Genomic DNA, 25,090 nt, shown 5'->3' with positions numbered 1-25,090 from the left:
GGAGATTGTAAAGAATGGCTCGTTACATTGGTCCAAAATGCAAACTCGCTCGTCGCGAAGGCACCGATCTTTTTCTGAAGAGCGGCGTGCGCGCGATCGAATCGAAGTGCAACATTGAAGCAGCACCTGGTATCCACGGCCAACGCCGCGGTCGCCAGTCCGACTACGGCACCCAACTGCGTGAAAAGCAGAAGGTCCGTCGTATCTACGGCGTTCTCGAGCGTCAATTCAGCGGCTACTACAAAGAAGCAGCTGGCAAGAAAGGCGCAACCGGCGAAAACCTGTTGCAACTGCTCGAATGCCGTCTGGACAACGTTGTATACCGTATGGGTTTCGGTTCTACTCGTGCCGAATCCCGTCAGCTGGTATCGCACAAGTCGATCAGCGTTAACGGTCAGACCGTAAACGTTCCGTCCTACCAGGTTCGTGCTGGTGACGTGGTTGCTGTTCGCGAGAAAGCAAAGAACCAACTTCGCATTGTCCAAGCTCTCGATCTGTGTGCCCAACGTGGCCGCGTAGAATGGGTAGAAGTAGACACTGAGAAGAAGTCGGGCGTTTTCAAGAACGTTCCTGCTCGCAGTGATCTGTCCGCCGACATCAACGAAAGCCTGATTGTCGAGCTCTACTCCAAGTAAGGGCTAGAAAATAGGTGCATCCATGCAGATTTCGGTAAATGAGTTCCTGACACCCCGCCATATTGATGTGCAGGTTGTCAGTCCAACCCGCGCCAAGATCACACTCGAGCCTCTCGAGCGTGGTTTCGGCCACACCCTGGGCAACGCGCTGCGCCGCATCCTGTTGTCCTCAATGCCCGGCTGTGCAGTAGTCGAGGCCGAGATTGACGGTGTGCTCCACGAGTACAGCGCCATCGAAGGTGTACAGGAAGACGTAATTGAAATCCTGTTGAACCTTAAAGGTCTGGCTATCAAGCTGCACGGTCGTGACGAAGTTACGCTGACCTTGTCGAAGAAGGGTTCGGGGGTGGTTACCGCTGCCGATATTCAGCTGGATCATGATGTCGAGATCGTTAACCCCGATCACGTAATCGCTAACCTGGCGTCTAACGGCGCCCTGAACATGAAGCTCACCGTAGCTCGTGGTCGTGGTTATGAACCGGCAGACTCGCGTCAGAGCGATGAAGACGAAAGCCGCAGCATCGGTCGCTTGCAGCTTGACTCTTCGTTCAGCCCGGTTCGCCGTATCGCATACGTGGTGGAAAACGCCCGTGTCGAACAGCGTACCAACCTGGACAAGCTGGTTATTGATCTGGAAACCAACGGTACCCTGGATCCTGAAGAGGCTATCCGCCGTGCTGCAACCATCCTGCAACAGCAGTTGGCTGCGTTCGTCGACCTCAAGGGTGACAGTGAGCCAGTGGTTGTCGAGCAGGAAGACGAGATCGATCCGATCCTGCTTCGCCCGGTTGACGATCTGGAACTGACTGTACGTTCGGCTAACTGCCTTAAGGCGGAAAACATCTACTACATCGGCGACCTGATTCAGCGTACCGAAGTAGAGCTGTTGAAGACTCCGAACCTTGGCAAGAAATCCTTGACTGAAATCAAGGACGTTCTGGCCTCCCGCGGTCTGTCCCTCGGCATGCGCCTCGACAACTGGCCGCCTGCAAGTCTTAAGAAGGACGACAAGGCGACTGCCTGATCGTCGTAATCACCGAACGTTGTGTTTGGTAAGGAATGAACCATGCGTCATCGTAAAAGTGGTCGTCACCTGAGCCGCACCAGCTCGCACCGCAAGGCCATGTTCCAAAACATGGCGGTGTCGCTGTTCGAGCACGAGCTGATCAAAACTACACTGCCGAAAGCCAAAGAACTGCGTCGCGTTGCTGAGCCGCTGATCACTCTGGCCAAGACAGATAGCCTGGCTAACCGCCGTCTGGCTTTCGACCGTACTCGTTCGAAGGCTATCGTTGGTAAGCTCTTCAACGACCTGGGCAAGCGTTACGCTACCCGTGAGGGTGGCTACCTGCGCATCCTCAAGTGCGGTTTCCGCGCTGGCGACAACGCGCCTATGGCGTACGTCGAGTTGGTTGATCGTGCTACCAGCGGTGAAGCTGTATCCGCTGAGTAAGTCGGCAACATACAAAAAACCGGGCCTTGTGCCCGGTTTTTTGTTGCCTGAAAAAAACCGGCAAGCCGTTTCGCCTGGCCTGGCTATCGGCAAACCTTCAACATTAGATAATGACTATCGATGTCCATGATTTAATGAATTTGGATACTGTCACTAACATGATCGATACTCCTTTCCAGCCGATTAGCCGGCAGTTCGAAGACCGACCTAGGAAGATTGAGCATGAGCCAGATCAAAACGCTTACGACCGCCAGCGGCGCTCCAGTCGCCGATAACCAGAACTCTCGTTCCGCCGGCCCGCGTGGCCCGCTGCTGCTCGACGATTTTCACCTGATCGAGAAGCTTGCTCACTTCAATCGCGAGAACATTCCAGAGCGTCGTGTGCACGCCAAGGGCTCGGGCGCCTACGGCACCTTTACCGTCACCCAGGACATCACCCAGTACACCAGCGCCAAGCTGTTCGAGTCGATCGGCAAGCAGACCCCCACTTTCCTGCGGTTTTCCACTGTGGGTGGCGAGCGTGGTTCGGCCGACACTGAACGCGATCCGCGCGGTTTCGCCTTGAAGTTCTACACCGAAGAAGGCAACTGGGACATCGTTGGCAACAACACGCCGGTGTTCTTCATCCGCGATCCGCTGAAATTTCCAGATTTCATCCACACCCAGAAACGTCTGCCGCAAAGCAACCTGAAAAGCGCCCAGGCGATGTGGGATTTCTGGTCGCATTCGCCTGAGGCGCTGCACCAGGTCACCATCCTGTTTTCCGACCGTGGCATTCCGGATGGCTACCGTCACATGCACGGCTTCGGCAGTCACACCTACAGCCTGATCAGCGCACAGGGTGAGCGGCACTGGGTGAAGTGGCACTACAAGACCTTGCAAGGCATCAAGAACCTCGCACCAGCGGAAGCGGCACGCCTGGCCGGTACCGATCCGGATTATGCCCAGCGGGACCTGTTCGAGGCCATCGAGCGCGGCGACTTCCCAAAATGGCGCGTTTGCATCCAGATCATGAGCGAGGCCCAGGCGGCGGCTCATTACGAGAATCCGTTCGACGTGACCAAGACCTGGTCGCAGAAAGAATTCCCGTTGATCGAAGTGGGTGTGCTCGAACTCAACCGCAACCCGCTGAACTACTTTGCTGAAGTCGAGCAAGCGGCATTTGGCCCGAGCAACATGGTGCCAGGGGTTGGCCTCTCGCCGGATCGCATGCTGCAGGGCCGTGTCTTCGCCTACGCCGATGCGCACCGCTACCGTGTGGGCACCAATCACCAGCAATTGCCGGTGAATGCGCCACGCAGTCCGGTCAACACCTACCAGCGCGACGGCGCCATGGCGTTCGGCAGCAATGGCGGCGCGGCACCGAACTACGAGCCTAACAGCTATGTGGAGACGCCGAAGCAGGCGCCGCGTTATGCGGAGCCGGCACTGGCCCTCAGTGGTGCGGCGGATCGTTACGATCATCGCGAAGACACGGACTACTACAGCCACGCCGGTGCGTTGTTCCGCTTGATGAACGATGAGCAGAAAGCCCTGTTGATCCGCAACATCGCGGGTGCGATGGGTGGCGTGTCGGCAGATGTGATTGACCGTCAATTGCAGCATTTTTACAAAGCGGATACCGCCTACGGAGAAGGCATTGCAAAAGCGTTGGGCGTAGCGCTTAACTAAGTCTAAACGAGAAGCAGAACCGCCCGCATTAGGGCGGTTTTTGCGTTATTTAGCCTGTTTTTCTCGGATTTTCTTCGCTTTTATTGCGTTGAGGCAGTGACCTTGCGGTCAGCTTGGTTCAAACTACAACCTTTAAAAGCTTGTGGAGATGTAGGGCGATGCAAGGTCACCCAGACGTAATCGATTACCTCAACACGTTGCTGACCGGCGAGCTGGCAGCCCGTGATCAATATTTCATCCATTCGCGGATGTACGAGGATTGGGGGTTTACCGAGCTCTACGAACGTATCAACCACGAGATGGAAGAAGAGACCCAGCACGCCGATGCGCTGATGCGCCGGATCCTGATGCTCGAAGGTACGCCACGCATGCGTGCCGATGACCTGGATGTCGGCACCACCGTACCCGACATGCTCGCCGCCGACCTGCGCCTGGAATACAAAGTCCGCGCCGCGCTGTGCAAAGGCATCGAGCTTTGCGAACAGCACAACGACTACGTGACCCGCGAGATTCTGCGGATCCAGCTCAACGACACCGAAGAAGATCATACCTACTGGCTGGAGAAGCAGTTGGGGCTGATCAAATTGATCGGCTTGGAGAACTACCTGCAATCGCAGTTCTGATGTACTTATTGTGGGAGCGAGCTTGCTCCCACAGGGAAACAACAAAAAGCCCCTGCCATCGATGAGATGACAGGGGCTTTTTCGTGCCGGGTGAAATCAGTCCCGATCACGCTCCAGCAGTGGCTTGAGGTAGTAACCGGTGTGGGACTGCTTCATCTCGGCCACTTGTTCCGGCGTCCCCACGGCGATGATCTGGCCGCCCTTGGAACCGCCTTCCGGCCCCAGATCCACCAGCCAGTCGGCGGTCTTGATCACGTCCAGGTTATGTTCGATCACCACCACGGTGTTGCCGTGATCGCGAAGGCGGTGCAGCACGTCGAGCAATTGCTGGATATCGGCGAAGTGCAGGCCGGTGGTCGGCTCGTCGAGGATATACAGGGTCTTGCCGGTGTCGCGCTTGGACAGCTCGCGGGACAACTTGACCCGCTGGGCCTCACCGCCGGACAGCGTCGTCGCCGACTGCCCCAGCTTGATGTACGACAGGCCGACATCCATCAGCGTCTGGAGCTTGCGCGCCAGGGCCGGCACCGCGTCGAAGAACGCCCGGGCCTCTTCGATGGTCATCTCGAGGGTTTCGTGGATGTTCTTGCCCTTGTATTTGATCTCCAGGGTTTCGCGGTTGTAGCGCTTGCTCTTGCATACATCGCACGGCACGTAGATGTCGGGCAGGAAGTGCATTTCCACTTTGATCAGGCCGTCGCCCTGGCAGGCCTCGCAGCGCCCGCCCTTGACGTTGAACGAGAAACGCCCCGGGCCATAACCCCGTGAACGGGACTCCGGCACGCCGGCGAACAGCTCGCGGATCGGGGTGAACAGCCCGGTATAGGTCGCCGGGTTGGAACGCGGTGTGCGGCCAATCGGGCTTTGGTCGATGTCGACCACCTTGTCCAGGTGTTCCAGGCCCTTGATGCTGTCATGGGCCGCCGCTTCCAGGGTGGTGGCACCGTTCAGGGCCGTGGCGCTGAGGGGGAACAGGGTGTTGTTGATCAGCGTCGACTTGCCGGAGCCGGACACGCCGGTGACGCAGGTCAGCAGGCCGATCGGGATTTCCAGGTCGACGTTGCGCAGGTTGTTGCCGCGAGCACCCTTGAGGGTCAGCGACAGCTTCTTGTTGCGCGGCGTACGCTTGGCCGGGACCTTGATCTTGACCCGGCCCGACAGGTATTTGCCCGTCAGTGAGTCAGGGTGGGCCATGACTTCGGCGGCAGTACCCTGGGCGACGATGTGTCCACCATGCACCCCGGCACCCGGGCCGATGTCTACCACATAGTCGGCCAGGCGGATGGCATCCTCGTCGTGCTCGACCACGATCACCGTGTTACCGATGTCCCGCAAGTGCTTCAGGGTTCCGAGCAACCGGTCGTTATCCCTTTGGTGCAAGCCGATGGACGGTTCGTCGAGGATGTACATCACCCCCACCAGGCCGGCGCCGATCTGGCTGGCGAGGCGGATACGCTGGGCTTCGCCGCCGGACAAGGTATCTGCGCTGCGATCGAGGGTCAGGTAGTCCAGGCCGACGTTCACCAGGAACTGCAGGCGCTCGCGGATTTCCTTGAGGATCTTGTCGGCGATTTCGCCCCGACGACCGGTAAGCTTCAAGCCGCCAAAGTAATCGGTGGCGTCGCCAATCGGCAGGTTGGTCACCGCCGGCAGCGTTTTCTCGCCAACCCACACATGCCGCGCTTCGCGACGCAAACGTGTACCGCGGCAATCGGGGCAGGGCTGGGTGCTGAGGAACTTGGCCAATTCTTCGCGCACGCTCGCCGATTCGGTCTCGCGGTAGCGTCGCTCCAGGTTCGGCACGATGCCTTCGAACGGGTGGGAGCGCTTGACGATATCGCCGCGGTCGTTGAGGTATTTGAAGTCGACATTCTGCGAGCCGCTGCCGTGCAGGATGAATTTCTGCTGGTCGGCGGGCAACTCGTTGAACGGCTTGTCCAGGCTGAACTTGTAATGGGCCGCCAGTGAACCGAGCATCTGGAAGTAATAGACGTTGCGCCTGTCCCAGCCGCGAATCGCCCCTTCGGCCAGGGTCAGCTCGCCATTGACCAGCCGTTTGGTGTCGAAGAACTGCTTGACCCCCAGGCCGTCGCAGGTCGGGCAGGCGCCGGCCGGGTTGTTGAAGGAGAACAGCTTGGGTTCCAGCTCGCTGATGGCGTGGCCGCAGATCGGGCAGGCGAAACGCGCGGAGAAAATGATCTCTTCGCCGAGCTCGTCGTCCATCGGGGCGACCAGGGCGATGCCGTCGGCCAGTTTCAGTGCGGTCTCGAAGGACTCGGCCAGGCGCTGTTGCAGGTCGGCGCGGACCTTGAAACGGTCGACTACCACATCGATCGAGTGCTTCTTCTGTTTATCCAGCTTCGGCAGTTCGTCCAGCTCGCACAGCTTGCCGTTGACCCGGGCCCGCACGAAGCCCTGGGCGCGCAGTTCTTCGAAGACCATCAGGTGTTCGCCCTTGCGCTCGCGAATCACCGGTGCCAGCAGCATCAGCTTGCTGCCTTCCGGCTGGGCCAGCACCAGGTCGACCATCTGGCTGACGGTCTGGGCTTCCAGGGGAATGTCGTGGTCGGGGCAGCGGGGAATACCGACCCGCGCATACAGCAGGCGCAGGTAGTCGTAGATCTCGGTGATGGTGCCGACCGTCGACCGTGGGTTATGGGAGGTCGACTTCTGTTCGATGGAAATCGCCGGCGACAGGCCTTCGATGGTGTCGACGTCGGGTTTTTCCATCATCGACAGGAACTGCCGGGCGTAGGCCGACAGCGATTCGACATAGCGGCGCTGGCCTTCGGCGTACAACGTGTCGAAAGCCAGGGATGACTTGCCGGATCCGGACAGGCCGGTGATGACGATCAGCTTGTCCCGTGGCAGGGTCAGGTCGATGTTCTTCAGGTTGTGGGTACGGGCCCCACGAATCAGGATCTTGTCCAAAGTGGCCTCGCTCGGCGGGCGTCGAAAACGTAGGAGTATACGGGCAAATACTGGATGGATGCACACTATTGAAGGCGCGATTGCAGCCATACATGAAGACTGCGCGGCAAACGGTCGCCATATACCCTCTCAATCGATGGGACTGGTAGAATCGCCGCCGGTTCACATGAGGTTTTTCCATGCAAGATCCCCACAGCGAACGCATGAGTCGTGGCGAGACACGCGCAGCAAGCGGTCTGGCCCTCGTGTTCGCCTTTCGTATGCTGGGCATGTTCATGGTGTTGCCGGTGCTGGCGACCTATGGCATGGACCTGGCGGGTGCGACCCCGGCCCTCATCGGCTTGGCGATTGGCGCCTATGGCCTGACCCAGGCGATCTTCCAGATTCCATTCGGGATCATTTCCGACCGCATCGGCCGGCGTCCGGTCATCTACCTGGGGCTGATCGTCTTTGCCCTCGGCAGCGTGCTGGCGGCCAATGCCGACTCGATCTGGGGCGTGATTGCCGGACGTATCCTACAAGGTGCCGGGGCTATTTCCGCCGCCGTCATGGCGTTGCTATCAGATTTGACCCGCGAACAGCACCGGACCAAGGCCATGGCCATGATCGGCATGACCATTGGTCTGTCGTTCGCCGTGGCGATGGTGGTCGGTCCCTTGCTGACCCGGGCCTTTGGCTTGTCGGGCCTGTTCCTGGCGACCGGTGCCATGGCCCTGGTGGGGATCCTGATCGTGGCGTTCATGGTGCCGCGCGCCACCGGGCCGCTGCAGCACCGCGAATCCGGGGTGGCGCGCCAGGCATTGATCCCGACGCTCAAGCACCCGGACCTGTTGCGCCTGGACCTGGGCATTTTCGTGCTCCACGCCATGCTGATGTCCAGCTTCGTCGCCTTGCCGCTGGCCTTGGTCGAGAAGGCCGGCCTGCCCAAGGAGCAGCACTGGTGGGTCTACCTGACCGCGCTGCTGATTTCATTCTTCGCCATGATCCCCTTCATCATCTATGGCGAGAAACGACGCAAAATGAAACGAGTTTTGCTCGGCGCCGTCGTGACGCTGATGCTCACTGAGCTATTCTTCTGGCAGTTCGGCGATAGCTTGCGGGCCCTGGTGATCGGTACGGTGGTGTTCTTCACCGCGTTCAATCTGCTGGAAGCATCGCTGCCGTCGTTGATCAGCAAGGTTTCACCGGCGGGCGGCAAGGGCACGGCGATGGGGGTCTACTCCACCAGCCAGTTCCTGGGGTCGGCGTTGGGCGGGATCCTCGGCGGCTGGCTGTTCCAGCATGGCGGTTTGTCGGTTGTGTTCCTGGGATGCGCCGCGCTGGCTGCACTTTGGTTAGCCTTTGCTGTTACCATGCGCGAACCTCCCTATGTGACGAGCCTGCGCTTGCCCTTATCGCCCGAGGCGATTCGTGAGGCTGGCCTGACCGAGCGTCTGAAGGCCGTCGTTGGAGTAACCGATGCAGTGGTGGTCGCCGACGAGGCGGCTGTATACATCAAACTGGACACCGAATTATTGGATCGCGCGACGCTCGAGCGCCTGGTGAACAACCCGGCCCCGACCACGTGCGAAGCCTAGGAGAACGTTATGGCCCGTGGGGTTAACAAAGTCATATTGGTCGGTACTTGCGGCCAGGATCCCGAAGTTCGCTACCTGCCGAACGGCAACGCCGTGACCAACCTGAGTCTGGCGACCAGCGAACAGTGGACCGACAAGCAGACCGGCCAGAAGGTCGAGAAGACCGAATGGCACCGCGTGTCGATGTTCGGCAAGGTGGCCGAGATCGCCGGCGAATACCTGCGCAAGGGTTCGCAGGTTTACATCGAAGGCAAGCTGCAGACCCGCGAGTGGGAAAAAGACGGCATCAAGCGCTACACCACCGAAATCGTGGTCGACATGCAAGGCACCATGCAATTGCTCGGTGGCCGTCCGCAGGGCGACCAGCAGCAAGGTGGCAACAACTACCAGCAGTCGGCCCCGGCCCCGCGTCAGCAGGCGCCTCGTCCACAATCGGCTCCACAGCCACAACGTGAACGCCCGGCCCCACAACAGGCCGCGCCGCAACCGGCTCCGGATTTCGACAGCTTCGATGACGATATCCCGTTCTGATCCTGGCTGAGCCTATTGCACCAGTCGTTTCAAAAAAGCCCCAAGTGCAATTTGCCCTTGGGGCTTTTTATTTGTTTGGTCCAGGCCAGGTTCGTGGCTTGAAGAAACAAAGTGATCCCGGTCATAAATCCAGATCCAATAGCTCCTGCATCCGCTCGCCAACCGACTGCGTCAACCACGTGGCATGGAACGCCATTTCCTTCACCGTGATATCCACCCGGAACCGAAGCGCAATCGGCTTGCCATCGGCCCCGGCGTAGCCCACTACAAAATGATTCACGTTGGCGAACGGGGTCAAGGTGTAGGGCTTGATGTAATCGCCTAGTAAAAACAAGTTGTGTTTTTCCGGGGCCCCGCCAACCCAGGTTTTTTCTGTCTGACCTGCCGTGCCGCCACCTTCACGGCCGATAGTTCGCCGGTAATTCATGCCGCGTCGGCGTTTTTTCTTCGTGATAGTGCGGTTTGCCCTGGGGGGAGCTCATCAAGGTCGAGTTGGCCAGGATTGTCTCTGTCAGCAAACAGTCCTCACCCTCGCCGAACCAGCAGGCCAGCGCCGAGTTTCGATTGCCATGCATGTCCACGACGGCCGGCCAGTTCTCGGCGCCGTGGGCGTCACTGGGGGCAATGTCAGGGTAATGCTTGGGCGGCAAGACCAGTGCATCGCCGGGCCGCAGCCACAGGTCGGCCAAATGAATTTCCCTCGACGCCGGCCGCCAACGGGCGACGCTGATCACCAGCGGCAAGCGCCCATAGCGGGAAAAGAACGCGTGGGGGAAGTTGTGGTATTCGAGGTCGGTCGGGTTGTAGGTCAGCAGTTCGCGCTGGCGCGCCGGGCCCAGGTAGGGCGATTGGTGGCCTGCCCATTTGCCGTAGGTGTATTGGCCCAGGATCAGTTGGTCATACTCGAAACGCAGGCATTCGCCATTGCCGAGCAGGGTCATGCCGAATGCTTGGGCCGTTTCCCTGGTTGCCCAGATCGGTGCGTAGTGCACTTCGCTGGCGTGGAAGTCGAACGTCTTGATCCAGTAGGAGCCGGTGTTCGTTGGAACTTCGCGGTCCCGCCAACTGATGCCGGCGTAGCGAGTACCCAGGGACAGGGTCGGGTTCTCGGGGCTGAGCTGGATCAGGTGGCCGCGCGCCTGGGCGCTCGGTTGCGCCAGGCCATGGTCATTGAACAGATAGGGAAACCGGCGGGTATCGAGCGCTGTTTCCACGCCGTCGCCGATAAAGGGAACACAGTTGAAGACTTGCATCGTATAGGGACCACGCGCGCAAAGGGGCTAGAGGGAATGGCAGTCAATCAAGTCACCGAACCTGTGGGAGCGAACTTGCTCGCGATAGCGCTGGATCAGCTTGCATCAATGTTGAATATGCCGCCGCCAATCGCGAGCAAGCTCGCTCCCACAAAAGTGTTCCTTGGGCCTTGACTGCCCGGTATCAACTATACGGACGATGCTGCTCGCGCAACCAATCCATACCGTGGGGTTGGCGCCAAGGCTGGACGGCGCGCGCTTTTCAACCTGGGTCAGGCGCAAGGCGTCCATCCAGTAGTAGACCATCAGCAGGTGTCAATTGATGGGAGTGAGTATCGGGGGCGCGGTGATCCCCGGACAGTCCAGAGCGGTGTCAGTCTGGTATCAGTTTGGTGTCAGGCCAAATGCCATCTTTTCGTTAACCCCGGGGGAGACGCTGGAGTACACTCGACCGGCTGCCGTTTGACCCTGGGTAGAAGGGCTATCAACATGGATTCGCGATATAACACCTTTGCTGCCCTGCCCAAGCACGATGCCTCGATCTCCGACGGTCGTATCCTGTTGGACGCCATATCGTTGAAAGGGCTGCGCAAGCAGCATGGCCTGAGCCAGGAGACCCTGGCCGAAGCCTGCCTGAACCGGCATTTGTGCGTCTCGATCGCCTCCATCAAGCGTGCCGAAACCGGCAAACCAGTGCTCTACCGCACCGCTCGACACCTGGCTACGGCCTTCGGGGTCGATGTGAGAGCACTGTTGGGCGATCCTGCCTCGGCGGCTTTAGCGCAAATCCAACAGACGATGCGCGAGCTGCATCAGACGGCCGTTGGGCAACAGGCGCTGAAACAAATCGACGACAGCGTTATCCGTTATGTGCTTGAACTGTCCTTTCGGATCGATGGCTTGCCAACGACCGCGTTCATGGACGAAATCGAGCGTTTGGTGCGTCAGTTCGGTGGTGTTCCACTGGGAATGACGCGGGATGTGATGATCGCCCAGTTCGGTTCGCCACAGGCCTATCGCAGCGATAGCGAGCGGGGCTTGCTCTGCGCTTTGGCGCTGAGTCGGGAACAGTTCGTCACGCCTGGGTATGCCTTGTTGCTGCGCCTGGTGCGCCTGAGTGTCGACACCACAACGCCTGAGGCCGAGCCGGACTTGCCGGCGCAAAGAAACCTGTCGGATCGCCATGGGCACGCGCCGGTTTATGTTGCGCAAAACCTGCTGGAGCAACTCGCCGCACGGTTTGAGTTTTCGTCCAGCGACGATGAGTTCAAGGCCTATCGCAAATGCCTGCGTCCGCGCAGCCTCGACGAAAACGCATCGCGCCCCTTGGTGGGACGGGCCATCGAGTTATTGCAGTTCAAGGCGGTGATCGAGGCCACCCAAGAATGTCAGGATGGGCACATCGTCTATGTGCGCGGCATGGCAGGCATTGGCAAGACCCGATTGGTCAGCGAGTTCTTCGAAATGGCCCGGCAGCGGGGCTTCGCCTGCCATCGGGGCGATGTGTTGGATTTCGGTATGGACAACAGTTTGTGGCCTTTGGGCCAACTGGTGACTGGCCTGCTCAACCTGATGGGTGCGCCGCCCGTCAGCGCGCCGCTGTTGGACGCGGCCCTGTCCCGCCTGAAGGTGGCCGCCGAACATCGAATATTCCTGCAAGTGCTGACGGGCGTGTCGTCTGCCGAGCCGCCCATCCTGTACGGCGCGATGAGCAACCATGCCCGTACCCAGGGACTGTTCCAGGCGTTGCTCGAGGTGTTGCTGCGCGTCGCGGTGCAACGGCCCCTGCTGATTTGCCTCGAAGACTTGCACTGGGGCGATGCCACGCTGTTTACGCTGCTGGGCAGGCTGCTCGATGCCACGGACGAAGCGCCGATCGTCTGGCTGCTGACGTCCCGCCCCGAAGGTGACCCGCTGGACGGTGAAATCCGTGCGCATTCTGCCAGCCCCATGAGTGTGCTCGACATTGCGCCGATCCGGGCGCGGGAGGCCACGGTCCTGGCGGAGCAATTCACCGAGGTCGATCCGCGCTACCGGGCTGAATGCGTCGCCCGTGCCCAAGGCAATCCGCTGTACCTGACGCAACTGCTGTCGAGCCCGCAAGGTGTTTTCCCTGACAGCCTGCGGCATTTGGTCCAGACCCGTTTTGACAAGCTGGGCCCCGAGCAACGTCGCGCCCTGCATTACGCCGCCGTGCTGGGCAATCGCTTCGAACTGGCGTTGTGGCGCGAAGCGCTGGGGCAGCCCGGTTATCTGCCGACGGCGGAGATGCGCCAGGGGCTGCTGCGGGAAGTCGAGCCAGGCAGCTATCTGTTTGTCCACGACCTGGTCATGCACTGCCTCTACGATGCGATGCCCACCCTGCTGCGCGAGCAGTTGCACGGTGAGGTGGCGAATCTCTACCGCATGCGCGACCGGGTGCTTTATGCCCGACATTTGCTGCGGGCCAACGATCCGGCGGCGTTCGACGCGCTGTTGGTTGCGATGGGCGAAAAACGGCTGGCCTGTCAGTACGACAGTGTCCTTGCGCTGGCGGGGCAATGCTCGGTGTTTGTCGAGCGCACGCAGGGTAGTTTTTCCTTCGCGTTGCTGTGCGGCCAGGCGTGCTTGGGCTTGGGCCAGACCATGGAAGCGCGGGCGCATTTCCAGCGGGCCCTGGCTGTGGCCGAGCAGCCGCAGGATCGGATCGAGGCCGCGTTGGGGCTGGCAGCGGTCCTCAATACACTCGATTGCCTGGACGAGGAGGAGCGCCTGATCGAGGGCATGCTGCCCATCGCCCGAGCCATGCAGGCCCACACAGCGCTGGCCCGGTTGAGCCACTTGCGAGGGAACATTTATTTTCCACGGGGCGATTACGCCGAGTGTCGCCGGCTTCACGAAGAGGCCTTGTCCTTTGCCCGCGTCGGTCGGGACCTGGAGACCGAGGCCAAGGCCTTGAGCGGCATTGGCGACTCCTACTACGCACAAGGGTGCATGCAGACCGCCTCCGAAGTCTTCGATCAATGCGTACGCCTGTGCGAGCGCAATGGATTGGCACATGTGGAAGCGGGTAATCGCAGCGCCCGTGGTTCGGCGCAGCTGTACCTGGGCCAGCCGGAGCTCGCCTTGCGTGACGCCACGGAGGCCATCGAATGCAGTGCCCGACTAGGCAATCATCGAGCGCAGGTTTTCTCCCGATTGACCGCGGCGTGGGTGTTGGTGGCGGGCGGCCAGGATGCCTTGGCTGAACAAGAACTGACCTGCGCCCTGGCCCTGGCGCGCAACCTGGGCGCCAGCCGTTTCGAAGCGATTCTGCTGGAAGGGTTGGCGCGGGTGGCGTTGCGCCAGGGCGAGCGCGGTCTGGCGCAAACCTTGATCATGGAGGCGGCGGGCCTGGTTGAGCGTTTTGAACTTCAACGCTACATCGGGCCTTGGGTCTATGGCAGCTTGGCGATGATCAGTGAGGATGCGCAGCTCAGCCAGCAGGCCTTGGCGAAGGGCGAAAACCAGCTCACCCAAGCCTGCCTGGCCCACAATGCCTTGCGCTTTCGCGTGGCCGCCGCTGAAACATGCTTGTTGACGGGCAATATTGAACAGGCGATCTGGCATGGGCAGCAGATGGCGGCGTTGCCCGAATCAGCGTCGTGCGCCTGGATCAACCACCATGTGCGGTTGATCGGTGTGGCGGGGCAGTGGCTGCGTAGCGCCGATCAGGCCAGCGGCGAGAAGTTGAAAGGGATGGCACGCGAAGCACAGCAGATGGGGTTCGTGGCGACGATGCCGAGGTTATTGCACGTGCTGGAGACGTGATCGCTTCCGCGCACAGCGTTGATGCCTGAGACAAAACCGCACTTCGGCGATGAAGTGCGGTTTTTTCAGATGTGTCGTGGGCTTAGCGATTGGCCGCCAGGAATTGCTCGGTGCTCACCACACTCGCGTAAGCAAACCCCAGCGCGGCCATGAACGCCGCATGCACCTGGGCAGCAGGCACGACGACCCCATTGAATTCCAGGTCGAGGGTGGCGCAGGCGTCGTGGATGACCGTGACGCCGTAGCCCAGGTCCGCCGCCGCCCGCACGACGCCATCGACGCACATGTGGCTCATGCTGCCGACCACCACCAGTTGCTCGATGCCGTGCTGTTCAAGGAGGGCTTGCAGTTCGGTTTCGCGAAACGAATTGACGAAGTGCTTGAGCACCACCGGTTCGTCGGCGCGGTTGAGCACCTTGGGGTGCAACTGTGCGCCTTCGGAGCCTGGGGTGAAGAAGGGCGCGTCTTCGGAGGTGAATTCATGGCGGATGTGCACCACGTTGTCGCCAGCCTGGCGAAAGGCGTCGATCAACCGTGCGGCGTTATCGGCGGCGGCATGGACATCGACCAGTGGCCATTTTCCCTGGGGGAAGTAGTCGTTCTGGATATCGACTACGATGAGCGCTTGCTTGGACATGAGGGCTTCCTTGATCAGGTTGGGTAGGGCGCCAGTATTGGCGTTTACCGCCGGCACGAGGATTGGCCGCAACGACAATAAGCGAGGGAAAACTGACAATGGCGCAGCAAAGGGCAGTCGCCGAACTTGGGGTGCTCATCTACCCCGGAGCGCAAATGGCGGCGGTGCATGGCTTGACCGATCTGTTCGCCGTGGCACAGCGGATCGCGGCCGAGCAGGCCAGCACGCAATTGCCGCGCCTGCGGGTCAGCCACTGGCAGACCGATAACCCTGCAGCACCACGGCGGGTGTTCGACAGTGAAACCGGCCCGGCGGGCTCGTTGGTGGCTTTGCTGATCCCGCCGTCCATCGCCGGTTTCGATGAAAACCTGGCAACGCCAACGCTGATGGATTGGCTGCGTGCGCAGCATGCGGGCGGCACTGTGCTGGGTGGTGTGTGTGTGGGCTCGATCCTGTTGGCCGAAAGCGGCTTGCTCGACGGGCGCAGCGCCACCACTCATTGGACCTCGGCCAAGAGTTTTGCGGTCCGTTACCCGAAGATCAAGCTCAATGCCGACAAACCCATCATCGACGACGGTGACCTGATCACCACTGCCGGGCTGATGGCCTGGTCGGAGTTGGGGCTGCGCCTGGTGGACCGCTTGCTCGGGCCCAGCATCGCCACCCGCACCGCGCAATTTCTGGTGATCGAGCACAGCGACAGCGCGAGCCAGTGCGGCAGTAACTTTGCGCCCATCCTCAGCCATGGCGACGGGGCGATTCTCAAGGTCCAGCATTGGCTGCAAAGCGTCGGCGCGGTGGAAGTGTCCCTCGGTACGATGGCCGAACGCGCCGGGTTGGAAGAGCGCACCTTCCTGCGCCGCTTCCGTGCCGCCACCGGACTCAAGCCCACTGAGTACTGCCAGCACCTGCGGGTCGGCAAGGCCCGGGAAATGCTGGAGTTTACTAACGGCACCATCGACCACATTGCCTGGACCGTTGGTTACCAGGATCCGAGTGCCTTTCGCGCGACGTTCAGGAAAATCACCGGGTTGGCGCCGAGTGATTATCGGGCGAGGTTTGGGGTGAGCCCGCCGAGCACTCCCAAAGCCTGACGCTGAACCTTTTTGTGGCGAGGGAGCTTGCTCCCGCTGGGGTGCGCCTGTAGGAGCTGACGAGTGCAACGAGGCTGCGATCTTGTCCCAGACAGTTGAGTCCCAAGCGAAAGATCAAGATCAAAAGATCGCAGGCTTCGCCAGCTCCTACACCCAGCGGGAGCAAGCTCCCTCGCCACAGGTTGGGGCTGTGACTGCAGGCTGGTATCGTGCAATTTGCCGGACGCATGCCATCTGTCGTGCAGAATGAAACAGGCCAGGTGCTATCAACTGCGCACTATGCGCCCGCTTGGCTGACCCTCATCGCCCAGGTCACCGTTGGCCTGATCTCTGCACCTTCCCTTTCCAAAGCCATCGAGCGCAGGAAAAAGGGCACCGCATGACATCAGTCAATCGCAACAAACGGGTCGTGGCCTATTCGGTCAATCCACAAGCGCCGCGCCATGAGGTCGAGACCAACCGTGCACTGGCCCAATGGCTGGCACAGATCCTGGGATGGGAATACGGCGACAGTCATGAGCCCCAGGCCGGTCATGACCTTTACCTGTTGCCCACGCAGACCCTGATTGGCGCCGAAGCGGCGATGCGCCTGGGCGTCAAGGGGCCGGAGGATGTGTGGGGTGGGTACGTCGAGCATGACTTTATTTGCACCAAGGCGATTACTCACGGTCTGTTGAATAAGGACGCGGTGGCGCCCAAAGGCTGGTCGCCGCTGTTTGCCAAGCTCACCCGAGGCGCGGTGCTCGATGGCGTGACGGTGTTTGCACTCAAGGATGCCCGCCCGGCCGCTGAGCACTTGCTGTACACCGGGCCGATCCGCCTCAAGCCGATCCATGCCTGTGCCGGGCGTGGCCAACGGCTGATCAAGAGCCTGGCGCAATTCGATGAAATTGTCGCCGCGCCTGACGCCCAGGCGCTGTTTCGCGAAGGGGTAGTGCTGGAACAGCACCTCAACGAGGTCAAGACCCAGAGCGTCGGCCAGAGCTTCATCAACGGCAAGGTCATGAGCTATTGCGGCGTGCAACACCTGACCCACGACAGCCAGGGGCTGGAAGTGTACGGCGGGTCGGACCTGCTGGTGGTGCAGGGCGGCTATATCGAGTTGCTCAGGCTCGAACTGCCCGACGATGTGCGCGAGGCGGTGCGGTTGGCGCAAGTGTTCGATGACGCCGCCAACCAGGCCTATCCGAGTTTTTTTGCGTCGCGGCGCAACTACGACATTGCCCAGGGCCTGGATGCCGCCGGCCAGCCCCGTGGCGGCGTGTTGGAACAGTCGTGGCGCATGGGCGGGGCCAGCAGCGCCGAAATGGCGGCATTGCAGGTGTTCGTCGAAACGCCTGAAACCAGCGCGGTGCGAGTGTCCTCGGTGGAAACCTACCTCGACCAACCGCTGCCAGCCGGCGCCAGGGAGGTGTATCGCGGCGCGGCGGAAAATGGTGATTTCCTACTCAAATACGTAACGGTTCAATCCTATGACGGCTAGAAGCGAAACGATCCAGATAGCAATTGATGACGAGCATATGAACGGGACCTTCCTCAGCCCCAAATCGAAGGTCCCTGGTGTTTTATTTGTGCACGGCTGGGGCGGCAGCCAGGAGCGGGACCTGGAACGGGCCAAAGGCATCGCCGGCCTCGGCTGCGTGTGCCTGACCTTCGACCTGCGCGGGCACACCGGCGGGGCGGGGATTCCGTTGTCCCGGGTTACCCGCGAGGACAACCTGCGGGATCTGTTGGCGGCATACGACCGCTTGCTCGCCCACCCCGCCTTGGATACCTCGGCGATTGCCGTGGTGGGCACCAGTTATGGCGGTTACCTGGCGTCGATCCTGACCTCGCTGCGCCCGGTGCGCTGGCTGGCCCTGCGGGTGCCGGCGTTGTACCGCGACGAGCAATGGCACACGCCCAAGCGCGACCTGGACAAGACCGACCTGCTGGATTACCGCAGCACCCTGGTGCACGCCAGCACCAATCGCGCCTTGCACGCGTGTTCGCAGTTCACCGGCGATGTGTTGCTGGTGGAGTCCGAGACCGATACCTATGTGCCCCATGCCACGATCATGAGCTACCGCGCGGCCTGCCAGCAGACCCATTCGTTGACGCACCGGATCATCGACGGCGCCGACCATGCCCTGAGCGACCCCGTGTCACAACAGGCTTACACCTCGATCCTGGTGGACTGGATCACGGAAATGGTGGTGGGAGAGCGGTTGAGCATTATCCAGGAGCGGTAGAAGTGTAGTGTCCAGGCGGTCCCTATCGCGAGCAGGCTCGCTCCCACATTGGATCTGTTGTGAACACACATATCTCGACCGCTACACATCCTCTGTGGGAGCGAGCCTGCTCGCGATGAGGCCGCCACGGGAAACCCATCACTTGAGCCCAGGCCTGACCCGCAACGCCTTGGCCTTCGCTTCGATCACCAGGTACATCACCACGGTAATCAGCAACGGCAAGATGAAGTAGATCGCCCGGTAAGCAATCAACCCCGCCAGCAGGCTGCCCCGCGACACCTCATGTTGCAGCAGGGCAATGAACACCGCCTCCAACACCCCCAGCCCCGCCGGAATGTGGGTGATGACCCCGGCAATGCTGCTGATCAGCAACACCCCGAGCACCACCGGGTAATCCAGCTTGCTGGGCAGCAACGTGAAGATCACCGCCGCCATCAATGACCAGTTCAGCGCGCCCAACGCCAGTTGCAGCACCGCCATGCGTGGCGACGGCAGGTTGATTTCCATGCCGCGAACGGTCCAGGCCCGACGCTTGGAAAACCGGCAGGCCGCCAGGTACCCGGCACTCGCCAGCAACAACAGCACGCCCACGCCTTGCAGTGCATCGCTGCTGAGTTTCCAGCCCGGCGGCATCGTCACCAGGCCGCTGCTGAACACCACCCCGGCCAGGGTCATGTAGCCGAACCAGTTGGTGGCCAGGCTCAGGCCGAGGATCTTGGCGATGTTCCCGGTGCTGACCCCCAGCCGCGAATACAGCCGATAACGCATGGCGATACCGCCGACCCAGGCGCTGAGGTTGAGGTTGAAGGCGTAGCTGATCACCCCCACCGGCAAGATCTGCCGCCAACCGAGTTTCTGGCGGATGTAGGTGCGGCCGATCAGGTCGAAGCAGGCATAGGTGATGAAACTGGTGATGGTCAGCGCGGCGGCGATGATCAAGGTGCGCACCTTGAAGTCGGCCAGGGTGGCGAACACTTCGGACCAGTCGATGCGCCGGGCCAGGGCCGTGAACAGCACGATCAGCAGCAGGAAAAAAGCCAGGGTCAGCGGGCGTTTCCAGCGACTCCAGCGCGATTTTGGCTTGGCCTGTTCCGGCGCATGGGCATCTCTCGGCGCGGTGTGCGCTTCAGAGTGGTTCATGGGGTTCGCTCCGGACCGCCGTTGGCGGCGAAAAAGGTTTCAGACGCGGTTTATGAGCCGGCAACCAGCCGGCCCAGGCCGGGAAATGACGCAAGAAGTGGAACACCATGAAGCCGATGGTCATGCGCCATAGCAGGCCCCGCGGCGCGTGGTTTTCGGGCATGGCGGTGCAGTGTTCGCGGCTCAGATGGTCGAGGCGCTCGAACAGCTCGCGGTTGAACGCTCGGTCGCGGATCAGCACGTTGGCTTCCAGGTTCAGCGACAGGCTCAACGGGTCAAGATTGCTCGAACCGACGGTGCTCCAGTCCTCGTCCACCAGGGCGACCTTGCCGTGCAGTGGTCGCTCGCAATATTCGTAGATCGTCACGCCAGCCTTGAGCAGATAGTCGTAGAGCATCCGCGCCGCGAGTTTGGCGATCATCATGTCCGGTTGCCCTTGCAGGATCAGCCGCACTTCCACCCCACGCCGGGCGGCGTTGCGGATCTCGCGCAGTAACCGGTAGCCGGGGAAGAAATAGGCATTGGCGATCACCACCCGCCGTTTGGCGCTGCGCAGCACTTGCTGGTAGACCTCTTCGATGTCGGTCTGATGCTCGTGGTTATCCCGGTAGACCAGGCGCACCTGGCCGTCATGGTCGCTGAACGCCAGCTCGTTGCGCCGGCTGCGGCGGCGTTGCCACCAGTATTTGGCCCGGGCAGGCCGGCCGCTCTGCAACAGCGCGAAGTGATGGATATCCACCACCGCCGGGCCTTTGACCTCCACGGAATAATCCTGCTTGGCCTCGGGGCCGAAATCGCCCAGGTGGTCGGCGGAAAAATTGATCCCGCCGATGAACGCGATCACCCCGTCCACCACCACGATCTTGCGGTGCAGGCGGCGGAACCAGTTGGTGCGGATCCCCAGGTGCCGGGGCGCCGGGTCGAACATCTGCAAGCGCACCCCGGCGTCGCTCAACGATGCCAGGAACTCGGTGGTCAGCTCGCCACAGCCGAAGCCGTCGAGGTTGACGGTGATCCGCACGCCGCGTCGGGCCGCATCCACCAGCAGATCCCGCAGTTCAACGCCGACCTTGTCTTCGAAGAGAATGAAGGTCTCAAGCAGGATTTCTTCCTGGGCGCGACGAATCGCCTCAAATACCCGTGGGAAATATTCCTCGCCATTTTCCAGCAGAGTGACGCGGTTGTTCCCGTGCCAGCCGTATTCGATATCGGCCAGCGCCGGGTCGCGTTCGGTCGGCGGCACCTCGACTTTTTCCACCGTTGCCTTGTCCATCGTCGCACTCATAATTCGATCTCCACCGACAGCGGTGCATGGTCGGAAAGGTGCGACCAGGGGCGTACATTCAATACCTTGGCGTGATGGGCCTTGAGGTTGCGCACGTAGATGCGGTCCAGGCGCAGGATCGGCAGGCGTGCCGGAAAGCTGCGGGCCGGTTTGCCCCACTGTTCGGCGAACACTTCTCGCAGGCCGCAGGGTTCGAGCAGGTCGTTGGCCTTGCCGAGCCAATCGTTGAAGTCGCCGGCGACAATCACCGGCGCGTCCGGCGGCAACTCGCTCAGGCGCTGGCAAAGCAGCTTCAGTTGCTCGACGCGATGGCCTTCGCGCAACCCCAGGTGCACACAAATGGCATGGACGTCCTGGCCTTCGCCGCCCGGCAGGCGCAGCACGCTGTGGAGCATGCCGCGGCTTTCATGGCCGCTGATGGACACGTCGAGGTTCTCGTGGCGGATGATCTGGAATTTCGACAGCAGCGCATTGCCATGGTCGCCCGCCGGGTACACCGCATTGCGCCCGTAGGCGAACTGTGGCCAGAGGGTGTCGGCGAGGAATTCGTATTGCGGCATGCTTGGCCAATTGCTGTAGCGCTGGGGATGGTGTTCGTGGGTGCCATGCACCTCCTGCAGGAACACCACGTCGGCGGACACACTGCGCACCGCTTCGCGCAGCTCCGGCAGGATGAAGCGCCGGTTCAGGGCGGTGAAGCCCTTGTGGGTGTTGACCGTCAGTACGGTGAAACGGCTGACCCGGTCGAGATCCTGGGGGCGTTGTTGGGTCGGCTCGTGGGTCGCTTCGCTGTGTTCTGGACGGTTCATGGCAACACCCCTTCGGCCGGGCGCTCGCCGGGTGCGGTGGCGAGCTCCTTGTCCAGATGGAAGCGTTCCAGCAAATGACGTGCGTCGTAGGGCGCGCGGACTTTGATGTCGTTGTCGAAATAGCAGAACACTTCCCGGCTCTTGCGTGCCCGGGGTTTCTTGTCCGGGTCGATCAGGTGCGCGTCGCTCGGCTGCTTGCCGTGGCTCCAGGCCTCGATCCGGTCGCCCCAGCGCTTCAACGCCGCGTCGGTGTAGCCGCTGGCGTACAGCTCTTCGGCGCCGTGCAGGCGCAGGTAGACGAAATCGCTGGTGACGTCTTCGCGATAGGGCCATTTGCCGGCGGTGTCGGCGATCACCAGCGCCACGTCGTAGCGCTTGAGCAGCGTGACGAAGTGCGGGTCGATGAAGCTCTCATGGCGGATTTCCACGGCGTGGCGCAGCGGGCGTTTCTTATCGGTCTCGGTGCTGGCGTGGCCGTCCAGGCGCGGCTCGTGCTCCCGGGCCAGGGCAGCGGCGCCTTCAGTGTCGTGGGGCAGTTGCTTGAGGAAGTCTTCGAACAGATCGGGGTCGAATTTGAAACTGGGCGGGAACTGCCAGAGGATCGCCCCCAGTTTCTCCTTGAGTTCCAGCACGCCGGAGGCGAAGAAGTTGGCCAAAGGCTTGTGGATGTCCCGCAGGCGTTTGATATGGGTGATGAAGCGCGGAGCCTTGACGCTGAACACGAAGCCGGGCGGGGTCTCGGCATACCACTGGGCATACCGTTCGGGGCGTTGCAGGGCGTAGAACGATCCATTGATTTCGATACTGTTGACCGCTCGCGAGGCGAATTGCAATTCCCGTTTCTGGGTCAGCCCCTTGGGGTAGAAATCCCCCCGCCATGGCGTGTAGCGCCAGCCGGAAATACCAATGTGGATCGCCGTCATGTATCCCTCCCCGTGCCAATGACCTCGTACCGCCTGTGTCTTTTGATGACTGTCGCGCGGCCCGGAAAGTTTCGATGGTCTTACCGACGGAAGAGGGGGACGCGGATTCTGTGGCGAGGGAGCTTGCTCCCGTTGGGCTGCGCAGCAGCCCCCAAAAAACAGGGCCGCTACGCGCCCCAGCGGGAGCAAGCTCCCTCGCCACAGGGGTTGCATTGATCTTCCGGGCGAACTTGCCGGCCCGATATTGATCAGTTCCTTACCGACCCCGTGCAAAGGAGCCTCGCGTTTTGTCTCGATTGAGCACTGTATTGCTGCTGTTCCTGCTGGCGCTGACCGGCACCAGCGCCTACGGGACCGCCGCGGTCCCCGGCACCGCCAAGCCCGATGAACCGCCCGCCGAACCCGCGCCTCTGGTGCAGGGCGGTTTGTTGGGGGCCATCAGTTCGAGCATCGACGACGTCCAGGACAAGCTCGACCTCAACCAGAGCCTGGTGGACGCCTGGCGCCTGCGGGCGGATCGGGCGGCGGATGAGGTGGACCGGCTGGTGGACCAGACCGCCCGGTCTTCCTGGCGCGTGGCGGGGGATTTCCTGTTGCTCTCTGGCGTGTGGCTGGGGACGTTTGCGCTGCTGTGGGCCGGCGCGCGACTGCTGGTGCGACGTCTCGGTCGGCGCCGTTGGTTGCGTACTCGCCAGCGCGTGCACGACCTGCTCGGTTATCTGTTGCCCTATACCCTGCCGGCGGTGGCCTGCCTGCCGTTGACCCTTTATGTCAGCCACTTTCTGCAAGTCTCGGTCGGTCGCGCCCTGGCGCTGTGCTTCGCCTACGCCACCAGCAGCGGCATTTTCTCCACTTCGGTGTTGCTCTGCGTGATCGTGATGTTCAACGCCGGGCACAAACGCCGGGCAGTGGCGATCATTCGGCATTTCAGCCCGCGGCCGTTGTTCCTGATCGGCTTTCTCGCCGCCCTCAGCGACGCCCTGACCAGCCCGCAGATCGCTCGGCAACTGGGCAGTAACATTACCAGCAGCGTCGCGGTGTTCACCGGGTTGTCGGCGTCGATGATCTTTGGCTGGCTGGTGATTCACATGCGCCGGCCGGTGGCGCACCTGATCCGCAACCGCCCGCTGGCCCAACGCTTGAAACAACCGGCCTTGCAGGAGTCGCTGCGGATTTTCTCCGGGCTCTGGTATTGGCCGATCCTGCTGATGGTGCTGGTGTCGGCGGTGAGCCTGATCGGCGTCGGCGAGGACAACCAGAAAGCCCTGCGTTGCGCCTTGTTCACCACGATCCTGCTGATCGCGACGGTGTTTCTCAGCACCGTGTTCCAACATGTCTTCAAGTCGCCCAAGGCCGAAGCCATCCAGCGCAACAGCGCCTACAAGGGGCGATTGTTGAGCTTGTTGCATGCGTTGCTGCGGATCGTCATGGCGGTGGCATTCATTGAAATCCTCGGGCGGATCTGGGGGATTTCCCTGTTCGAATTCGCCTCGCGCAATGCCGTCGGCCGGGCGATCAGCGACTCGCTGAGCCGCATCGGCCTGATTTTCCTGATGACCTGGCTCACCTGGGTGGTACTCGACACGGCGATCCAGGAAGCCTTGAAGCCGCCACTGAACAAGCGCGGGGCCCGTCAGCCCAGCACCCGGATCAAGACCATCCTGCCGCTGTTGCGCAACGCCGCGAAAATCATCCTGGTGGTGATCTGCGCAATCACCACCATGGCCAACCTGGGTATCAACGTTGCGCCGTTGCTGGCCGGTGCCGGCGTGGTGGGGCTGGCGATCGGTTTCGGTTCGCAGCAACTGGTGCAGGACGTCATCACCGGGCTGTTCATCATCATCGAAGACACGCTGTCCATCGGCGACTGGGTGGTGCTCAGCTCCGGCCACGCCGGCACCGTCGAAGGCCTGACCATCCGCACCCTGCGCTTGCGCGACGGCAAGGGGTTCGTGCATTCGGTGCCGTTCGGCCAGATCAAGGCCGTGACCAACCAGTCCCGGCAATTTGCCTTTGCGTTCTTCTCCGTGCAGTTCACTTATGACAGCGACGTGGACGAGGCCATCGAATTGATTCGCGAAGCCGGTCGTTCGATTAGCGAAGACCCATTCCTCAAGTTCAACCTGCAAGGGCCGCTGGATGTGTTCGGCGTGGACAAGATGGACCTCAACGGCGTGGTGCTCACCGCGCAGTTCCGCACCGTGTCGGGCGGGCAGTATGCGGTGAGCCGGGCGTTCAACCAGCGGCTGAAGAAGCTTGTGGATAACCACCCGGCGGTGCACTTTGCGCAGACTTATCCACAGCAGGTGGTGATGCCCCAGCGGTTGGATACGCAAGTCGAAAATTCAGCGCATTCGACGGAGGCACCATCGAAGCCGTCCGACCAGCTTGCCCGATAACCCGTGGCGAGGGAGCTTGCTCCCGCTCGGCTGCGCTGTAGGAGCTGCCGAAGGCTGCGATCTTTTGATCTTGATATTTCACTCTCGACTCAATTTGCAGCGGAAAGAT

General features: G+C 61.3%; 21 protein-coding genes. 13 read left to right on the top strand and 8 right to left on the bottom strand.

Annotated features, from left to right (window positions below; all coding sequences use genetic code 11):
- The first annotated feature begins 14 nt into the window (after positions 1-14).
- The 5 genes from rpsD (at position 15) to bfr (ending at position 4,382) form a co-directional block, all read left to right on the top strand.
- Positions 15-635 (top strand): 30S ribosomal protein S4, encoded by a 621-nt coding sequence (rpsD, locus tag AD659_RS24780; RefSeq protein ID WP_003176404.1) that lies wholly within the window; start codon positions 15-17, stop codon positions 633-635.
- A gap of 22 nt (positions 636-657) precedes the next feature.
- Positions 658-1,659 carry a DNA-directed RNA polymerase subunit alpha gene (locus AD659_RS24775; protein WP_003186012.1) on the top strand — a complete coding sequence of 334 codons (1,002 nt, stop codon included), beginning with the start codon at positions 658-660 and terminating at the stop codon, positions 1,657-1,659.
- Between the two features lie 42 nt (positions 1,660-1,701).
- On the top strand, positions 1,702-2,088 hold the full coding sequence (gene rplQ / locus AD659_RS24770; RefSeq protein ID WP_003186009.1) for a 50S ribosomal protein L17: 387 nt from the start codon (positions 1,702-1,704) through the stop codon (positions 2,086-2,088).
- 222 nt (positions 2,089-2,310) lie between these two features.
- Positions 2,311-3,759, top strand: coding sequence for a catalase (locus AD659_RS24765; protein ID WP_053125861.1), 1,449 nt, complete (start codon positions 2,311-2,313; stop codon positions 3,757-3,759).
- Between the two features lie 158 nt (positions 3,760-3,917).
- Positions 3,918-4,382, top strand: coding sequence for a bacterioferritin (gene bfr / locus AD659_RS24760; protein ID WP_014340470.1), 465 nt, complete (start codon positions 3,918-3,920; stop codon positions 4,380-4,382).
- A gap of 96 nt (positions 4,383-4,478) precedes the next feature.
- On the opposite strand, the gene uvrA is transcribed toward bfr, so the two are convergent.
- Positions 4,479-7,313: an excinuclease ABC subunit UvrA gene (uvrA, locus tag AD659_RS24755; protein WP_053125860.1), complete on the bottom strand. Its 2,835-nt coding sequence runs from the start codon at positions 7,311-7,313 to the stop codon at positions 4,479-4,481.
- Between the two features lie 179 nt (positions 7,314-7,492).
- Between uvrA and AD659_RS24750 the strand changes: the two genes are divergently transcribed.
- Together AD659_RS24750 and AD659_RS24745 are read left to right on the top strand one after the other, a co-directional pair.
- Entirely contained in the window at positions 7,493-8,890 is a 1,398-nt protein-coding gene (locus AD659_RS24750) for an MFS transporter (protein WP_053125859.1), read from the top strand.
- A 9-nt stretch (positions 8,891-8,899) separates the two neighbouring features.
- Positions 8,900-9,421, top strand: coding sequence for a single-stranded DNA-binding protein (locus AD659_RS24745; protein WP_003206078.1), 522 nt, complete (start codon positions 8,900-8,902; stop codon positions 9,419-9,421).
- A 121-nt stretch (positions 9,422-9,542) separates the two neighbouring features.
- Here AD659_RS24745 and AD659_RS24740 read toward each other — a convergent pair whose 3' ends face one another.
- Together AD659_RS24740 and AD659_RS24735 are read right to left on the bottom strand one after the other, a co-directional pair.
- A complete protein-coding gene (locus tag AD659_RS24740) occupies positions 9,543-9,848 on the bottom strand; it encodes a hypothetical protein (protein ID WP_153043953.1) in 306 nt (101 codons plus the stop codon).
- The gene (locus AD659_RS24735; protein WP_053125855.1) at positions 9,820-10,674 is read right to left on the bottom strand and encodes a hypothetical protein; all 855 of its coding nucleotides are present in this window, start codon (positions 10,672-10,674) and stop codon (positions 9,820-9,822) included. The genes AD659_RS24740 and AD659_RS24735 overlap by 29 nt, the downstream gene beginning before the upstream one ends.
- 489 nt (positions 10,675-11,163) lie before the next feature.
- Between AD659_RS24735 and AD659_RS24730 the strand changes: the two genes are divergently transcribed.
- Positions 11,164-14,463 carry an ATP-binding protein gene (locus AD659_RS24730; RefSeq protein ID WP_053125854.1) on the top strand — a complete coding sequence of 1,100 codons (3,300 nt, stop codon included), beginning with the start codon at positions 11,164-11,166 and terminating at the stop codon, positions 14,461-14,463.
- 82 nt (positions 14,464-14,545) lie between these two features.
- On the opposite strand, the gene AD659_RS24725 is transcribed toward AD659_RS24730, so the two are convergent.
- Positions 14,546-15,100, bottom strand: a complete 555-nt coding sequence (locus AD659_RS24725; protein ID WP_053125852.1) for a cysteine hydrolase family protein — start codon at positions 15,098-15,100, stop codon at positions 14,546-14,548.
- Positions 15,101-15,198: 98 nt separating this feature from the next.
- Here AD659_RS24725 and AD659_RS24720 point away from each other — a divergent pair, with 98 nt between their 5' ends.
- The 4 genes from AD659_RS24720 (at position 15,199) to AD659_RS24710 (ending at position 18,425) form a co-directional block, all read left to right on the top strand.
- Positions 15,199-16,194, top strand: coding sequence for a GlxA family transcriptional regulator (locus tag AD659_RS24720; RefSeq protein WP_053125851.1), 996 nt, complete (start codon positions 15,199-15,201; stop codon positions 16,192-16,194).
- Between the two features lie 209 nt (positions 16,195-16,403).
- The gene (locus AD659_RS29890) at positions 16,404-16,577 is read left to right on the top strand and encodes a hypothetical protein (protein WP_156330599.1); all 174 of its coding nucleotides are present in this window, start codon (positions 16,404-16,406) and stop codon (positions 16,575-16,577) included.
- Positions 16,574-17,677, top strand: coding sequence for a DUF3182 family protein (locus AD659_RS24715; protein ID WP_053125850.1), 1,104 nt, complete (start codon positions 16,574-16,576; stop codon positions 17,675-17,677). The genes AD659_RS29890 and AD659_RS24715 overlap by 4 nt, the downstream gene beginning before the upstream one ends.
- Positions 17,667-18,425, top strand: a complete 759-nt coding sequence (locus AD659_RS24710; protein ID WP_053125849.1) for an alpha/beta hydrolase family protein — start codon at positions 17,667-17,669, stop codon at positions 18,423-18,425. The genes AD659_RS24715 and AD659_RS24710 overlap by 11 nt, the downstream gene beginning before the upstream one ends.
- 138 nt (positions 18,426-18,563) lie before the next feature.
- Here the strand turns inward: AD659_RS24710 and AD659_RS24705 are convergent, their stop codons facing one another.
- The 4 genes from AD659_RS24705 to AD659_RS24690 are packed head-to-tail and all read right to left on the bottom strand — an operon-like array spanning position 18,564 to position 22,582.
- The gene (locus AD659_RS24705; RefSeq protein ID WP_053125847.1) at positions 18,564-19,565 is read right to left on the bottom strand and encodes a lysylphosphatidylglycerol synthase domain-containing protein; all 1,002 of its coding nucleotides are present in this window, start codon (positions 19,563-19,565) and stop codon (positions 18,564-18,566) included.
- The gene (gene clsB / locus AD659_RS24700; RefSeq protein ID WP_053125845.1) at positions 19,552-20,850 is read right to left on the bottom strand and encodes a cardiolipin synthase ClsB; all 1,299 of its coding nucleotides are present in this window, start codon (positions 20,848-20,850) and stop codon (positions 19,552-19,554) included. Before clsB ends, AD659_RS24705 begins: the two co-directional genes overlap by 14 nt.
- On the bottom strand, positions 20,847-21,659 hold the full coding sequence (locus tag AD659_RS24695) for an endonuclease/exonuclease/phosphatase family protein (RefSeq protein ID WP_053125843.1): 813 nt from the start codon (positions 21,657-21,659) through the stop codon (positions 20,847-20,849). Before AD659_RS24695 ends, clsB begins: the two co-directional genes overlap by 4 nt.
- Positions 21,656-22,582, bottom strand: coding sequence for a DUF72 domain-containing protein (locus AD659_RS24690; RefSeq protein ID WP_053125841.1), 927 nt, complete (start codon positions 22,580-22,582; stop codon positions 21,656-21,658). The genes AD659_RS24695 and AD659_RS24690 overlap by 4 nt, the downstream gene beginning before the upstream one ends.
- A 287-nt stretch (positions 22,583-22,869) precedes the next feature.
- Here AD659_RS24690 and AD659_RS24685 point away from each other — a divergent pair, with 287 nt between their 5' ends.
- Entirely contained in the window at positions 22,870-24,981 is a 2,112-nt protein-coding gene (locus AD659_RS24685; RefSeq protein WP_082343611.1) for a mechanosensitive ion channel family protein, read from the top strand.
- The last annotated feature ends 109 nt before the right edge of the window (positions 24,982-25,090 follow it).

This window comes from Pseudomonas thivervalensis, from assembly GCF_001269655.1.
Taxonomy (GTDB): Bacteria; Pseudomonadota; Gammaproteobacteria; order Pseudomonadales; family Pseudomonadaceae; genus Aquipseudomonas; species Aquipseudomonas thivervalensis.
The sequence above is the reverse complement of the archived record's forward strand: the minus strand, read 5'-3'. Positions and strand labels throughout refer to the sequence as shown.